The 14,188-nt window shown below is 36.8% G+C and carries 18 protein-coding genes; 1 reads left to right on the plus strand and 17 read right to left on the minus strand.

The features are described from left to right. The 15 genes from ON09_RS26755 to ON09_RS02915 form a co-directional block, all read right to left on the minus strand. The coding region (locus ON09_RS26755; RefSeq protein WP_010599551.1) for a DUF4256 domain-containing protein at window positions 1–170 on the minus strand (170 nt) is incomplete at its 3' end. A 162-nt stretch (window positions 171–332) separates the two neighbouring features. Continuing rightward, window positions 333–1,070 (minus strand): SDR family NAD(P)-dependent oxidoreductase, encoded by a 738-nt coding sequence (locus ON09_RS02850; protein ID WP_010599552.1) that lies wholly within the window; start codon window positions 1,068–1,070, stop codon window positions 333–335. A gap of 77 nt (window positions 1,071–1,147) precedes the next feature. After that, entirely contained in the window at window positions 1,148–1,717 is a 570-nt protein-coding gene (locus ON09_RS02855; RefSeq protein WP_010599553.1) for a Crp/Fnr family transcriptional regulator, read from the minus strand. A 110-nt stretch (window positions 1,718–1,827) separates the two neighbouring features. After that, window positions 1,828–2,256, minus strand: coding sequence for an NAD(+)--rifampin ADP-ribosyltransferase (arr, locus tag ON09_RS02860; protein ID WP_010599554.1), 429 nt, complete (start codon window positions 2,254–2,256; stop codon window positions 1,828–1,830). A gap of 26 nt (window positions 2,257–2,282) precedes the next feature. Then, window positions 2,283–2,894 (minus strand): hypothetical protein, encoded by a 612-nt coding sequence (locus tag ON09_RS02865; RefSeq protein ID WP_010599555.1) that lies wholly within the window; start codon window positions 2,892–2,894, stop codon window positions 2,283–2,285. Window positions 2,895–3,035: 141 nt separating this feature from the next. Continuing rightward, on the minus strand, window positions 3,036–3,572 hold the full coding sequence (locus ON09_RS02870; RefSeq protein ID WP_010599556.1) for a dihydrofolate reductase family protein: 537 nt from the start codon (window positions 3,570–3,572) through the stop codon (window positions 3,036–3,038). Window positions 3,573–3,715: 143 nt separating this feature from the next. Continuing rightward, window positions 3,716–4,321 carry a hypothetical protein gene (locus ON09_RS02875; protein WP_010599557.1) on the minus strand — a complete coding sequence of 202 codons (606 nt, stop codon included), beginning with the start codon at window positions 4,319–4,321 and terminating at the stop codon, window positions 3,716–3,718. A gap of 156 nt (window positions 4,322–4,477) precedes the next feature. Then, entirely contained in the window at window positions 4,478–5,362 is an 885-nt protein-coding gene (locus ON09_RS02880; RefSeq protein ID WP_010599558.1) for an alpha/beta fold hydrolase, read from the minus strand. A 94-nt stretch (window positions 5,363–5,456) separates the two neighbouring features. Further along, window positions 5,457–5,882: a VOC family protein gene (locus ON09_RS02885; RefSeq protein WP_010599559.1), complete on the minus strand. Its 426-nt coding sequence runs from the start codon at window positions 5,880–5,882 to the stop codon at window positions 5,457–5,459. Window positions 5,883–5,901: 19 nt separating this feature from the next. Then, on the minus strand, window positions 5,902–6,483 hold the full coding sequence (locus ON09_RS02890) for a GNAT family N-acetyltransferase (protein WP_010599560.1): 582 nt from the start codon (window positions 6,481–6,483) through the stop codon (window positions 5,902–5,904). Window positions 6,484–6,551: 68 nt separating this feature from the next. Beyond that, on the minus strand, window positions 6,552–6,983 hold the full coding sequence (locus ON09_RS02895; protein WP_010599561.1) for a DUF1801 domain-containing protein: 432 nt from the start codon (window positions 6,981–6,983) through the stop codon (window positions 6,552–6,554). Between the two features lie 14 nt (window positions 6,984–6,997). Continuing rightward, window positions 6,998–7,360 (minus strand): DUF2200 domain-containing protein, encoded by a 363-nt coding sequence (locus ON09_RS02900; RefSeq protein WP_010599562.1) that lies wholly within the window; start codon window positions 7,358–7,360, stop codon window positions 6,998–7,000. A gap of 236 nt (window positions 7,361–7,596) precedes the next feature. Then, on the minus strand, window positions 7,597–8,421 hold the full coding sequence (locus ON09_RS02905; RefSeq protein WP_157258817.1) for a hypothetical protein: 825 nt from the start codon (window positions 8,419–8,421) through the stop codon (window positions 7,597–7,599). A gap of 389 nt (window positions 8,422–8,810) precedes the next feature. Then, a complete protein-coding gene (locus ON09_RS02910; RefSeq protein ID WP_010599564.1) occupies window positions 8,811–9,338 on the minus strand; it encodes a DinB family protein in 528 nt (175 codons plus the stop codon). A 257-nt stretch (window positions 9,339–9,595) separates the two neighbouring features. After that, the gene (locus ON09_RS02915; RefSeq protein WP_010599565.1) at window positions 9,596–9,961 is read right to left on the minus strand and encodes a hypothetical protein; all 366 of its coding nucleotides are present in this window, start codon (window positions 9,959–9,961) and stop codon (window positions 9,596–9,598) included. Between the two features lie 269 nt (window positions 9,962–10,230). Between ON09_RS02915 and ON09_RS02920 the strand changes: the two genes are divergently transcribed. Further along, window positions 10,231–10,575 carry a single-stranded DNA-binding protein gene (locus tag ON09_RS02920; protein WP_010599566.1) on the plus strand — a complete coding sequence of 115 codons (345 nt, stop codon included), beginning with the start codon at window positions 10,231–10,233 and terminating at the stop codon, window positions 10,573–10,575. A 56-nt stretch (window positions 10,576–10,631) separates the two neighbouring features. Here the strand turns inward: ON09_RS02920 and ON09_RS02925 are convergent, their stop codons facing one another. After that, the gene (locus ON09_RS02925; protein ID WP_010599567.1) at window positions 10,632–12,683 is read right to left on the minus strand and encodes a TonB-dependent receptor; all 2,052 of its coding nucleotides are present in this window, start codon (window positions 12,681–12,683) and stop codon (window positions 10,632–10,634) included. Between the two features lie 73 nt (window positions 12,684–12,756). Beyond that, a complete protein-coding gene (locus ON09_RS02930) occupies window positions 12,757–14,082 on the minus strand; it encodes a PQQ-dependent sugar dehydrogenase (protein WP_010599568.1) in 1,326 nt (441 codons plus the stop codon). Window positions 14,083–14,188 lie beyond the last annotated feature (106 nt).

A 14,188-nucleotide genomic window follows, 5' to 3' on the forward strand; every position in this document is an offset into this window, starting at 1 on the left:
CCACTTTCATCTAGCGACCATAATTTCTCAGGATGAGCTTCAAGCCTTGCCTGTACATCATCCCATGAGATATGTTCATGGCGATGCTTGTTTTTTTCAAATCTGGCTTTTAAGATATTTAATAAGTTTTCTATTTGCTCTGGCGAAAGTGTTCTGTGATTTGAGCTCATAATAGTTGATGAAGTATATTTTGGTTCAAATAAAATTAGCAAAATTATTTATAGCCCACAACCTGTAGTTGATTGAGGGACGTAATGGAACTTAACAGATATTACATAAAAAATGCCCTGCATAGGTTTGCAGGGCATTAAAAATTTTATTGAAGAATTAATCTACCATGGACTGATTCCTGATTCATCTTCAATATCATTACTGAAAAATTGTCCGGTTGGTCCGTTTTCATCTGTTAACGTATGTTTAATAATGAAACTGGCTGCGCTTTCTACGGTTCCGGGGCCGCTGTGGTGATTGAAGTCTGTTGCGGTATAACCTGGATCAATTACATTAACTTTAAATGCTGAATCTTTTAACTCATAAGCTAATACAATGGTGTAAGCATTTAATGCCGATTTCGATGGGCCATACGCTGCCGCTTTAACCTGATAGTACTTCCAGCTTGGATCGCTATGCAACGTTAATGAACCTAATCCTGAAGTAATGTTGCTGATTCTTGGCGCATCAGATTTTTTAAGCAGATCCAAAAAAGTTTGGGTAACCTGGATTACGCCAAAAAAATTGGTTTCAAAAACTGCTTTAATGTCATCAACAGCAGTTTCCGTTGCGGTTTGAGGATTCACACCCAAAACGCCAGCATTGTTGATTAATATATCCAGTTTTCCCTGTTCCTGCTCAATGATATTTTTCGCGGCAATAATCGAATCAGCGTTCGTCACATCAATTTCAATCGCTTTAATGTTTTTAAATCCTTGTTCGGTTAACGTACCGATAACTTCGTTTCCTTTTGCAAGATCGCGGCTACCTAAATAAACGAAAATACCTTGTTTTGATAATTGTTTTGCTGTTTCCAAACCGATACTTCTATTGGCTCCTGTTATTAATGCTGATTTCATTTTTCTTATCTTTTAATTAATGATGTAAAGCTGCGGCTTTAAAAACTGAAATCATTTGCCATTTGGCAAAAAGTGTTTTAGCGGATATTTTTTCTGATTCTACTGAGCGAAGATTGGGTAACACCCAGATAAGAAGCAATATAAGATAGTGGAATCCGGTTAACAACAGTGGGATAGATTTCCAAAAATTTCAGGTAACGGGTAGTTGCATCTTCTGAAACTAAAGGACTTCTTCTTTCTACTTTTTGCATTAAAGCTCTGGTGGTAATTTTATTTACGATGGTGTCCCAACCTATAATGGTTTGCAGAAGCTCCAGCCAGTCTTTCCGCTGGAAAACAATCATTTTACAGTCTGTAACTGCCTGAACGTAAGCACTGGAACAAATTTCATTATTGAAGCTCTCCAAATCGACAACAAGGTTATTTTCTTCAATAAAATATTTAGTGATTTCCTCTCCCTGGTTATTATAATAGCAAACGCGTAAAATTCCATCGACAATAAAGCCAACCTGGCGGGCAATTTTTCCAGCTTCAGAAAAATATTCATCTTTTTTAAGTTCCAGCGTTATCGATTTACCGGCAATAAAATCTATTTGTTGCGGATTGAGATTTCCAAACCTTAAGATGAAGTCAAACAATTCTTTCATGCGCACAAGGTAGCTAAAGAAACAAATAAAGAATTTGCCATTTGGTAAAAATTTGGGTTGTTATTTGGGCTCTATTTTTTTGGGATGAAGGAGAAGAATTAAAAAAGCAACTAATCCTCAATGGCTTCAATGCCCTGGTCTTTGAGTTTTGCCAAGGCTGCTTTCATAGTTTCAATCTGTGCCTGAGGATGGCCCTGCCAAACAGTAATCTCGGCGATCACTTTAAATGGATCTTTTGAACGGTAAGATTTGGTTGGGTTACCCGGGAACTTTTTATCCGTTAAATTAGGATCGTCCTCAATATCTCCGGTAGGCTCAACCACGTAAATTCTTTCTTTTGCATCGCCCAAAGCAAGTTCTGCACCCCAAATTGCAGCATCTAAGGTACCAGAAAGGTAGATGTATTTGGCTGCTTTTTGTTGCCCGTAGTTGGAACTAATGCCCACGGTAATCAAATCTCCTGGCTTTAAATCAGCTTTGGTACCATGAAAATAAGCTTGCGCAAAGGGACTGTGAATGGTTGTTGATTTAATATCCATACTGTTGTTGTTAAGAAAACATGAAATTATCGTCTTCGCGAAATATGTTCGTGTACCCATTTTGCCTCTTCATCCGGGCTTGTTGTTTCCAACGTACTGCTTACTCTGCTGAAAGTTGCCTGAGGAAAATCATAGGGTTTGCTATCTTCAAAATACGGACCAACCACTCCCAAAATCCAATCGTCTTTTGCTGCCCAATGTGGCTCGAGCGTTTTATATTTAAATACTTCATAAAAAACCATGTGGCGTTTTCCATCAAAATCAATGCCTACCCGCTTAATATGTTCAATTTCATCAGGGCATGTGCCTAATTCTGTAGGAAATTCTAACCAGTTCGCCAGATTACTTTCAGCTGCTTTTTCAATCGTAACTAATTCTCCTGGGAACAGCGATAATTTTTGATGTTCATTTAACAATTGATAAGTCGTTTCACGGGTAAGCAGATTTTCGGCATAAGGCTTTACTTCCGTAGGCGTAAGTTCTGCCGCCGTATTGAGCTTATCATAAAGCGGCTTTACCCTGTTAAAACGGAGATCATTCAGTTTTCTGTGTTGTCTTTTTATAATGATCATGCGGTAAGTCCCGATGATAATTACCGCTAAAATAATCAAACCCAATATGGGTAAAAATGAATTCATTCGGATTAGGGTAAATACTTTGACTTCAAAATCGAGATGCTCAAATTTTGATTATCCAATCCTAAAGATAGAGAAAATGCCTAATTTAATTACCACTTGTGCCGGTTTTTACATTTCCAGCCCTTGAGAAATTGGCCATAATCAAGCCTTTTGACGTAACAACACTCTCTTGAAGGGTGAAAGAGGCTGGAATGGCACCATCAACAAATAATTTTTTCCTTTCCCGAGTGTTAGTGGATGAATAAAAAGCCATAATTCATCAATCAGATCATTTTTTAACAACAATTGAATAAGTTCGCTGCTACCCCAAACTTGTAAGTCTGATCCATCTGAATTTTTGATTTGTTTAATATCTTCAATTCCGTTAATAAAAACTGTATTCTGCCAATCAGATTTTGTAACTGTAGTCGACAAGACATATTTTGTTACCGTATTTATGCTTGGCCAGTAGTTGGTGTGCTTAGGCCAGTAATCTTCCCATATTTTGAATGTTTTTCTACCCAATAGCAGATCAGAAGGCTGCATTAACTTCTGCATTATCTTCCCCGATTCCTCATCATTGAAAGGCGCACTCCAGCCACCATATTCAAAGCCTCCTGATAAATCTTCTTCAGGTCCACCTGGCGCTTGCATCACTCCATCTAAAGTGATCATCGATAATACTGTTATTTTTCTCATAATATTTAACTCCTTATTTTTCTATCTTGTTGATTTAGAAAGTATAAGTTAAATATCTGCAAATAAAATGCGCTTTCAACTATGCAAATACGGCAATATTGAGGGTTCAATGCGACAGGTTAATAAGTGTTCTCTATTGAAAACTACTTATTATTCTTATCATAAAACTCAAAGAAATCATTCAATCTGAATATTTTAGTGAGGAAAGCATAATCTTGATTCACGCGATTGTAATTCTCGAAAGCAGGTTCCTTATCATCAATATTACCTTTTCCCAGAGTTCTATCGGGGATAAATAACGCAGTCGTCACTTCCGGCTCTCCAAGCAACGAATAAATTTCCTTGCCTTCTACCTGATAAGCCTTGAATTTGCTGCTCAGGTCTTTTTTTGTGTAAATGATGTTATAGATAACGTACTTCGATTTTGTTGGATTAATTACCCCGTATTCAGTTGGGTCGAGATGCAAATCCTGGTCGGCGATTTGGTATGCTTTGCAACTAATTTTATGATGACCAATTTCCAGATCGATTTTTTCAAAAGAATTAGCGGGAATTTCGTAATCTGTACCATCAATGGTTACAGCCAGTGGCTTACCGGTAGGATTATCAATCAGTGTGGTTCCGTTCAGTTTTGTCTTCCATACTACCTCATATAAACCATAAATAATAAATGCAGCTAATACACCCACCAATAAGAAGATGTGCGCTTTCGTTAATTTTTTATTTTCCGGGTTGGTTGCGTTTGCCATAACAATAAATTAAAATATGTTTAATAATTCTAAAATAAAGTTTCTATTTCAACCCGTCAGGCTACATTTTAAATTCGCTTCATTTGCTTAATGATTCGTAAAGAATGGATTATTATTTGCAATAGCTGGGTGAGAATGTTTAAACCAGGCTTTCTGTCAATGGCTCGTATCATTTAAAAACTTTTCTATCATTGGCACTACCAAATCACTTTCCTTAAAGTTAGGTTTAATCGTCGTAATTTCTCCAATATATTCACCATGTCCTCCCGGGATAATAGCCAACGATGAATTCGAAATTAAATGATGTAAGTTGATGGCATGTTCAGGTGTGATCACATCCTTATCGCCGATAATGATTAGGGTTGGGGATTGAATCGATTTAAGCTGCTCATCTGGAATGTCTTTAAAATTTACCATTCTGCGGGCATCCTTATCATGCATGTTTTGCAGGCCATTCTTATTTGCGGCAACTGCTTGATAACCTTTTTTTAAGGGTTCCGGCATATTATCCAGCCTGGCCTGTGCCATAAAATCCCAAAACCAGTTGGGCACACCGTTTCGTTTGGCTAATGCAGAGCCTAAAATCAGTTTGTTAATCAGTTTTGGATGCCAGATGGCAAGCTGTAAACAAATTGTTCCTCCATTACTAAAGCCAAAAAAATCGGCTTTTTTGATATTGAGATTTTTGAGGAATGTAGCTACATCATCGGCATCCTGCTCAAAAGTCAACTCAGCATTACGATCGCTTGTTCTTCCATGCGCCTGTAATTCAACAGCAATAACTTTTCTGTTTTTAGCCAATAAGGGGATGAGTTTTTCGAAATTCGTCTGAATGGTTGAACCGCCACCATGTAACAACACAATCGGTTTTCCTTCACCGTATATTTCATAATACATTCTCAATCCGTTCACTTCAGCATATCCGCTAGTGAATGTCAAATGATCATTGCTCTCCTGTTTCATTTTCAATGTCTCAGTTTTTTGTCTGTAAGGTGGAAATGTAAACATCTCCAATAGAAAAATCAATGCAATGAATTTCATGAGTTTCCGCTATCCGTTCCATTATTAAACTCAATCATAAGAACGTGAATCTTTACCATGCCGATTTCAAGTTTAGTTGTGAGCTGCTCGCCGATCACACTGCCGGCTCGAAGTTTACCATCCATTCAATCCCAAATTTATCTCTAAACATTCCAAAATACGATCCCCACATACTGTCGTCAATCGGCACTTCAACATTTCCACCTGCTGAAAGTGCCTGAAATAGCCGATCTGCTTCTTCACGACTTTCGGCACTTACAGAAATTTTTGATCGGTTTTCATTTTCATCTACTTTACCCATAAAAGCCGGAACATCATTGCCCATTAGCGCATTATAGCCAATAGACAAAGCAATGTGCATGATTTTATCTGCCTCACTTTCATCTACCGGAAATTCTTCGCTTGATAAATCTTTAAAACGAACAATTCTTTGGAACTCGCCGCCAAATGCTGATTTATAAAAATTAAAAGCTTCTTCGGCATTGCCATTGAAGTTAATGTGTGGGTTAATAATTGCCATAGGTAGTATTTTTGTTAGTTTATAAAGACGTTAAATGTGCATTAGTTAGTGTAAAGGTATTAAAATCAATCTGTTGATTATCAATATCTTTGGATGGAAGAAAGTTGTATTTGGTTAATAATTTAGCTGAAGCATAGTTTTGATAATGGGTTACGGCCAGTATTTTCTGAAATTTTAACACCTTAAAAACATAGTTGATCACCTTTTCGATTGCTTCGCTCATAATTCCCCGGCCTTGAAAACGCTTCAGGAGTTCGTAGCCAATTTCAACACTGGTTTTATCATTCGAAAAATCAAACAGACAGATGGTACCAACAAATTCTCTGGTTTCGGTGAGGGTAATTGCCCAGTAAACCGAAATATTTTTTTTGATGTTCGCATTAATAACATTGATGAACCTGATGGCATCTTCTATCGTTTCGGCTGGTTTCCTGTCCAGAAATTGGTTGATTTCTTTGTCAGCACGCAAAGCGAAAACATCTTGCTGATCGGTTAATGATAATTGCCTGAGTGTAAGTCTTTCACTTTGCAAAACAGGAAAGGGGTTAAAACTGATATTGGCCATTTTTTTAGCTCTGGAAGTGTTTGCAACCTTATCCATCCTAATTAAGCGGAAAATTAATGATATCGCTTATAGGAAGATTGATTCCTTTTGTAAATCTAAGTCGTTTACCTGCATGAACATTCATGATGCTCACTTATGTATCTAATTGATTCCAAACAAAGGTCTTTCAAAACCTCCAGCTTAATATCAGAAAGTTTTTTGACGTAAATACAAGCTTTACTCATCTTGAATTTGCCAAGGTTTGGAAGCAGCAATTTACTTACTTCTGTTTCAGCACAAACATATAAAGTAAGTGCATTTTTTCTCGGCGAAAAACCAATAATAGGCGCATCGCCTTCATGTCCGCTGGCGTATTTGTAATGATAGTTACCAAAACCGATAATGCTTGGTCCAAACATTTTAGCTTCTTCGGCCGACCATTCTTCCATCAATTTAATCAGTTGAAAACTATCAGCCTTTTTTTGCTCGTTATCAACATAAGCGTTTATAAAATCGGCTACATTTTGTCCGGTATAAGTTGTTTTTGTTTTTGCCATAATATTGATTTAAACTACTGCCTTAGAATTTTTTCCATCTTTTTTCCTTTAGCCAATTCATCAATCAGCTTATCTAAATACCGTATTTGTTTAGTTAGGGGCGTTTCAATATCTTCAATGCGGTAGCCACAAATTACACCTGTTATTAACTCTGCATTTGGGTTTAATGCTGCTTTATTGAAAAAAGTTTCAAATGTGGCTTTCTCTTCTATGAGTTTTTGCAGTTTTTGAATGTCGAAACCTGTAAGCCACCCAATAACCTGATGTAATTCTGCCAACGTTCTGCCTTTGCTTTCCACCTTTTTGATGTAATGTGGGTAAACCGATGCAAAAGTGATGTTTGCAATCCGCTTATCGTGTTCAGGGGTTGTTTTCATATCCAATAGTCAATGCCTGTTACAATTCATATTGTTGGCACATTTTAATATTCTTTTAACTAAGATATTGAATTTACTAATTTTTACGATTTCTTTTCTTTTTTTGATATGATGGCTTATTCATTTAGTCTGGAAACTCATAACAGCTTGTACATTATTTGATAGGGATATATATGTTCAGCTTCAGCTTTTTCCGCAGAGCGACACCAGCACAGCTCGACCAGGAGTAAATCCATTTATTTAAATTCCGTTTTGAAATATTTGTATTTTTTTATCCATTGATTATTCTCATAAACTTCCTCGTAGCCTTTTACAATGAAACTATTGTCTGTTTTCCAGATAATTTTTTCGACTGCAAAATCAGCAGAGCGATAGCTCGCATATTCACTTAAATAAGTTTTGGGATTTGATTTATCATTTATTTTTAAAACTCCAATGTCGCAGTTTTTATGCCCATAAACCGCGTTGTAGAAATAAACAAAGTATTTATTATTGATGGATGGAACAGGTAAGGCTACACTCGCATCACCAAACGAAATGATATTATAGTTATAGTCATTCAAACTATCTAATAAAAACAATTGACTAAAGTTTATATTTTCAGACGTTGAATGTTCTGTAATGGCATAAAGTTTAGTAGCCGGATAATATCCTGAAAACTCATATCCGCTCCAACCCAATTTTCCACCGTAATCATTATGTTTCTTAAACTTATGCTTTTTTAGCCTTGTTTGAATGTAAAAGTAATTCCCTTCTCCCTCAGGCTTAAAAGTTTCAATATATTTTTTCTTTTCAAGAGATAAAAATTCAGCTTCATCGGCAGTTTCGAAAATTAACTTCGGCAACTTTTGGTAATTTTCATCATATCCAATATTAACATACTGCTTTCGGCTAGTTTTTAAAGCGGGTTTTTCCGAAGTCAAACTACCTTTAGAAGTTGTGTCGTTACTCTGAATGGTATTTGTTTTTTTTGAAGATGGTATAGGTGGTGGAGGTATTTTTTGCTGAGCAAATGAACAAAAAGAAAATGAAAGCAATATTGCGATCGAAATTTTTGACATCCATTTAATGTGAAAAAGATTATTCCGTTTATTTGTTCTGTTCATAGTGTTATCATTTATTGAATTCTCTTTTTACAAACTTTCCTTTTTTATCGAAGTATTTCCATTCGCCAACCTGTCAGGACTAATCAAATCTATAGTCATATTTCCTAAAAATTTAGATTAATTAGCATTCGAATAGGTTTTACAAAAAAAGTGTCAGGATTAAATTTTTATTCGTTTTCTATTTTCTGATAATAGGAACCAGAATCATTGGTAGAGGAGGGTGCATCCAATGGTGGTACGGCAATTTTTTTCGATGAAGTTGAGGATTATGAATTTTAGTTCAAGACTAAAATCTATTTTCAAAATGATAATATCAGGTCAATATCCACGGCAATTAGTGGTGATCACTCGTCGATTATATCACCTGCTCGAAATGACCATTCAATATGTTTATCTAAATCCTGTCGTAAAAGCATATTTAATTGTGCAGCATGATGTTGCGTATGTCGCATATTATAAAGTAAAATTTCCAAAATAGGATAATCCATATCATCTGGTTGATCTCCCTCTTTAAACCTTTTATTCAATTCATCAGCTGTTAAACTGAAAATTATTCGTTTGCACTTCTCTCTAATTTGTTTAAGGTATTTTAGTATTTCTTCTTTGCTATAAATTTCATCGGGTATTAAATCGCCAATAGCTTCTTTTGGTCTTTCTGACAGCTCTTTTTGTGTGAAAGAAAGTAGCGGAGAAAAATCTTGTGGTGAAATTGTAGAATAGTAGTCTAAAAAAATTGTACTGTGAAATGCTATAAAATAAAATCGTTTATTCGTGAGAAAATAATCGTCGGGGCAACTTGAAATGACGTTTAAAAGCATATCTATACTTGCCCCAAGTTGATTCCACAGTATTTCCTTTATTGAGTGATCCATATTTTATCAATGTTTGCTATAGTTTTTTTATAAGGTTAAGCTAACTTTTGGAAGTTAGGATGATTTTAAGTCGCTGCTTGCTGCAGGCAGGGCATTATAACTCGCTTCAAATTCCAAAACCTTTGCCAGCTAATTTTTTTTAGTTAGCTTTTCTCGGAGCTTCCCGAGGAACATAATCTGGGTCGGTCCTGTATAGATAATCTGGGAAATTGATACCCCTTGAATGCATGCGTTAATGGAACGAACAGTTTTGTAAATTAGCTCAGCCATAACTTTTCATCTCGTTTTACGAGTAAAAGCTCATCGTCATTTAAAAGCAAAAATCCGTATTCATAACAAAAGTGGTAGGTTTTTCCTGCCTGAGTGATGTAGGTATGGGTATGATAGTCAAAATTGAACCCTACTGAATTGAGTTTGCTTTTCTTCATCTTTACTTTGCCATCGGGATTAAATTCAGCTAAAATTGCCCGGTTTTTCTTAAGAATCAGGTTAATTTTTTTAACCACAATAGAATAATCATTCTTTATGCGGTTGTTATAATTGTTTCGACAAGAATCGTCGCAGAATTTTTTATCGGCTCTGCCTACCAAGGCTTTGCCGCAATCTAAGCAGGAGCGGTCCATAATAATTTGATTTATTTATTATGGGATGATGTTTAAAACTAAAAAGAATTGTAGGCATTTCAAAATTGAACGTCAAAAATTGTAAGCTTTTGCTAGTCAATTAGATTTCGAAACAGGCAGTACAAGCAATATTATCCGTTTTAAACGCTTATACACGACTATAAATGCTTAAACTCCGACTAAGTTTTACTGCTTGTTGCAACTTTGTCCTGTCGGTAGTTGTGGTGACTGCTGCTCGTTAAACATCAAGTTATTTAAATTTTACGATCATGGAAAGTACAATTAACAAAGTGGTATTAACTGGATTTGCAGGAGCAGATGCAGAATTAAAAAACCTGTCAGGAAATCAAAAATTAGCAAGAGTTAATCTGGCGGTAAATGAATATTTTAAAAGTGCTTCGGGTGAAGAGGTAAAGAAAACACAATGGTTTACTTTAACTTTTTGGAATGCCAAAGCAGAGCTGGCTTTAGCCCAGATTAAAAAAGGAACACAATTGACCATTGAAGGCCGGTTACAAACCGGAAGTTATGAAGCAAAAGATGGTTCAAAAAGATTTACAACAGATATTGTAGTGAGCGAATTAATTGTAAAGGAAATGACATTAACGAACTAAGATCGTCACTAATTGAAATGCAGTAAGTCAAATGGCTACTGCATTTCAATTAAGCTTTACAGTTTTACGGCTAATCCAGAATAGAAATTGAGGCCTGCTGCAGGATTGTAATATCGGTTGCCTACAGCATTTAAATCATTGCCCAGGCTATATTTTTCATTTAAAAGATTATTTATACCTGCAAAAAATTCGATTTTTGTTTTGCCCATTTTTAAATCACGAATACCCGCTTTTAATTCTATCAGATGATATTTGTCTGCAAAAGCCGTATTGGCATCATTTAACGGAATCATACTGGTATAGTTATGTTGGGCAAAGAGATAAACGCCAATTTTCGATTCAAACAGTAAATTACTAACAATCACGTTTGCCGGAACTCCTGTGAGTTTGTTTCCTGTAAAATCAGTATTACCATTTTGAAAATCACTGAAACGAAAGTGACTGTAGCTATAACTGCTTCTCAATTGGATGCCTGTTAAAAATGATTCTTCGTTTTTTATAATCCAGAAAGATGTTTCTAACTCAATGCCTTTTTGCCTGGTACCGCCGGCATTAATGAAAAATTCTGTATCGTTGGCGTTCAACCTTCTTACTATGGCATCACGAAGTTCAAACTGAAAAACATTTGCATTGGCATAAAAACGATTGTTCCTGCTGTTAAATCTTAGGCCAGCTTCGTAATTCCAACCCAGTTCGGCCTGGAGATTATTATTGATGTTATTATCGGAGGATCTTACCTCGGCAATAGTAGGTGGCGAATAACCTTTGCTGATGGAAGCTCTTAAAGAAAGGCTATTGTTCAGCAAATACGAAGCGGCCAGTTTTGGCATCCATTGCTCAGTGAAAGTACGTTTTTGCTTTGCAACCGGAATAGGGAAGATGCTTTCATATTTGTAATTGAAGAAATTGATACTTGAAGCGAGTTCTATTAAAAGTTTTTGGCCGATATCAAAATTCAACCTCAAAAAAGCAAAATCCTGGTTGGCCTTTAACCAGTCTGATGCTTGCATTGCTGTTGCTTCGCCTGCATTGTTATTGAAATTTCGAACCTGGGTTTTGGTTCCTGCACTTTCAATACCTAGCTGGGCATTTACTTTTAAGTTTTCTTTTGAATGAATATATTCAAGAAATGTCCGCAAGCCCAAAGTGCTCTCATAACGTTTTTCGTAATTGGTTATAAACGGATTTTTGAAATCGGTATAAGTAGTGAAAATTGATACAACATGCTTAAAATTTTCAGATAGTTGATAAGTATTGGTTATGCCGGCAAATGTAGTCTGGTTATAAATGCCTGCTTGTTGGGTAACAGCACCGGGCAAGGTTGGCGTGGCGGGGCGGCCGGCTTTAGGGTCTTGCTGCATTTGAGTCAAGGTTAAGCCTCCTGGTGTTTTATAGCTTAAATCGCTGTAGAAAGCAAAAAGTTTCAAACTGCCTTTATTATTGTAATTCCAGCGGTGCGAAGTTTGCAGATATTTTCGCTCCATGCCACTATTCTGGCGATAGCCATCACTTCGCTGATAACCTTCTACGATGCTGAAACTGTAATTTTTAAAACTTCTTTCAATATTTGCGGTCTGGTGAAACAGGCCATAAGATCCAGCAGTTAAGGAGGCTTCAATTTTATTTTGATCCAAACCAGCAGAACGGATTAAAACTGCACCTCCAGTGTTAGCGCCAAAAATATTAGCTTCCGGACCTTTATATACTTCGGCTGATTGTATCGCAGTGGGGTCAAGGGCATTCAGATAGGTATTTCCGCCGGCATCAGTTAAAGGAAGTTCATCAATATAGATTTTGATGTTTCTAATGCCAAAAGGCGATCGCAACAAGCTTCCACGCAAAGATAAACGGTAGCTTCCTGGCGATCTTTCTTCCATTCTAACGCCTGTGATGGTATTAAACGAACTTACCAATGATGTATTCTGCTGATTTTTGAGTTGGTTGCTGTCCAGCAATGTTACCGCAGATACCGACCTTAGCAGTGGTTGGGTATTATAATACCCCTGGATGACTACATCCTTGAGCTTTCTTGTGCTATCAACTTTCGTAATTTGAGCAAAGCTAATGCCGCAACAAAGCAACAAAAGAGTAGTAAATGTAGATTTCAATATTTGTTGGTTTAAAAATCAAGCAAAAACATCCGCAGATAAATAAGTGATATCTGCGGATTTTAAGGGTAAATTATTTTGCAGCCACTCGCCACACCACGCCACTAACATCATCAGCAACAAGTAAAGCGCCATCTGGTGTCTGGGTAATTCCTACTGGTCTGCCATAAACTTCGGCTTTATCTTGATCTGCAATAAAACCAGTTAAAAAATCCTCCGGTTTTCCTGTTGGTTTTCCATCCTTAAAAGGAACAAATAATACTTTGTATCCCGCCAAGGCCGAACGGTTCCATGAGCCATGTTGCCCTATAAAAGCGCCACCCTGATATTTAGTAGGGAATTTCTTGTCTTTGTAAAAAGCCAAACCTAACGAAGCAGTGTGCGAACCAACCGGAACATCAGGAGCAATGGTTTTCTTAACCAGTTCTGGATTTTTTCCTTTTAATCTCGGATCTTCATTAGGACCAAAATACGCATAAGGCCAGCCATAAAAAGCACCTGGTTTTACACTGGTAATGTAATCCGGAACCAAATCATCTCCTAATCCGTCTCGCTCGTTAACTGCAGTCCAAAGCATTTTGGTTCCAGGTGCCCAATCTACACCAACCGGGTTTCTTAAACCGCTGGCATAAATTTTTTCGCCTGTACCATCTGGATTAATTTCCAGGATATTGGCTCTTCTTACCTCGTTTTCCATGCCATTTTCGCCAACATTACTTCCTGAACCCACTGTTACATAAATTTTGCTTTTGTCTTCGTTGGTAATCAGGTTTCTTGTCCAGTGATTATTGTAACCTCCCGCTGGCAAACTTAAAATTTTCTTCCCTGTTCCGGAGATTTTGGTGTCACCTGTTTTATAAGGGTATTGCCACAAACCATCGGTGTTGGCTACATAAAATGAGTTTCCGATGATTGTTACGCCATAAGGTTGGTTAAGACCAGATAAAAAAGTGGTTTTAATTTCTGCTACGCCATCTTTATTGGCATCACGGTATAATAAAATGGTATTGGCACTGGCACCAGCTACCTCCGATTTTGCCTTTCCCGTTACGGTGTTAGCGATTTTTTCCTTGGTACTGCGTTCCGAATTACTTAAAACAATCAATACATCGCCGTTAGGAGCAATGTAAGTATTTCTCGGACTTTTAATATCTGATGCAAATTTTGTCACTACAAATCCTGCCGGCGCAACCGGCGTTTTGTTCTCAGGCCAGCCAAGCACCTTACTAAACTTGTTTTTAGCTGCTGTGGTATCAGGTGCAGGCAGTTCTACTTGCTGGGTTTCTGTAGTTAAAGTTGTTGAATCGCCCTGTGGCTCAGAGGTTTTGTTTGAATTTGATTGGCAGCTTACTAAAACCGAAGCTGACAACATTGTTGCGTATAAAATCTGATTTTTCATAATTAATATTTTTCAGGAAATGAGATATGTTTCACAGAAAATACAACAGAAAAAATGTGCAGATGTTTTTGAATAAAAAATACTGGATTGACTTATGATAAAAACA

This window comes from Pedobacter agri PB92, assembly GCF_000258495.1.
GTDB lineage: Bacteria > Bacteroidota > Bacteroidia > Sphingobacteriales > Sphingobacteriaceae > Pedobacter > Pedobacter agri.

Bases quoted from the DNA above. Each gene is read 5' to 3' on its own strand.
- ON09_RS02850 (WP_010599552.1), bottom strand. From the start codon at position 1,070: ATGAAATCAGCATTAATAACAGGAGCCAATAGAAGTATCGGTTTGGAA.
- ON09_RS02855 (WP_010599553.1), bottom strand. From the start codon at position 1,717: ATGAAAGAATTGTTTGACTTCATCTTAAGGTTTGGAAATCTCAATCCG.
- arr (WP_010599554.1), bottom strand. From the start codon at position 2,256: ATGGATATTAAATCAACAACCATTCACAGTCCCTTTGCGCAAGCTTAT.
- ON09_RS02865 (WP_010599555.1), bottom strand. From the start codon at position 2,894: ATGAATTCATTTTTACCCATATTGGGTTTGATTATTTTAGCGGTAATT.
- ON09_RS02870 (WP_010599556.1), bottom strand. From the start codon at position 3,572: ATGAGAAAAATAACAGTATTATCGATGATCACTTTAGATGGAGTGATG.
- ON09_RS02875 (WP_010599557.1), bottom strand. From the start codon at position 4,321: ATGGCAAACGCAACCAACCCGGAAAATAAAAAATTAACGAAAGCGCAC.
- ON09_RS02880 (WP_010599558.1), bottom strand. From the start codon at position 5,362: ATGAAATTCATTGCATTGATTTTTCTATTGGAGATGTTTACATTTCCA.
- ON09_RS02885 (WP_010599559.1), bottom strand. From the start codon at position 5,882: ATGGCAATTATTAACCCACACATTAACTTCAATGGCAATGCCGAAGAA.
- ON09_RS02890 (WP_010599560.1), bottom strand. From the start codon at position 6,483: ATGGATAAGGTTGCAAACACTTCCAGAGCTAAAAAAATGGCCAATATC.
- ON09_RS02895 (WP_010599561.1), bottom strand. From the start codon at position 6,983: ATGGCAAAAACAAAAACAACTTATACCGGACAAAATGTAGCCGATTTT.
- ON09_RS02900 (WP_010599562.1), bottom strand. From the start codon at position 7,360: ATGAAAACAACCCCTGAACACGATAAGCGGATTGCAAACATCACTTTT.
- ON09_RS02905 (WP_157258817.1), bottom strand. From the start codon at position 8,421: ATGTCAAAAATTTCGATCGCAATATTGCTTTCATTTTCTTTTTGTTCA.
- ON09_RS02910 (WP_010599564.1), bottom strand. From the start codon at position 9,338: ATGGATCACTCAATAAAGGAAATACTGTGGAATCAACTTGGGGCAAGT.
- ON09_RS02915 (WP_010599565.1), bottom strand. From the start codon at position 9,961: ATGGACCGCTCCTGCTTAGATTGCGGCAAAGCCTTGGTAGGCAGAGCC.
- ON09_RS02920 (WP_010599566.1), top strand. From the start codon at position 10,231: ATGGAAAGTACAATTAACAAAGTGGTATTAACTGGATTTGCAGGAGCA.
- ON09_RS02930 (WP_010599568.1), bottom strand. From the start codon at position 14,082: ATGAAAAATCAGATTTTATACGCAACAATGTTGTCAGCTTCGGTTTTA.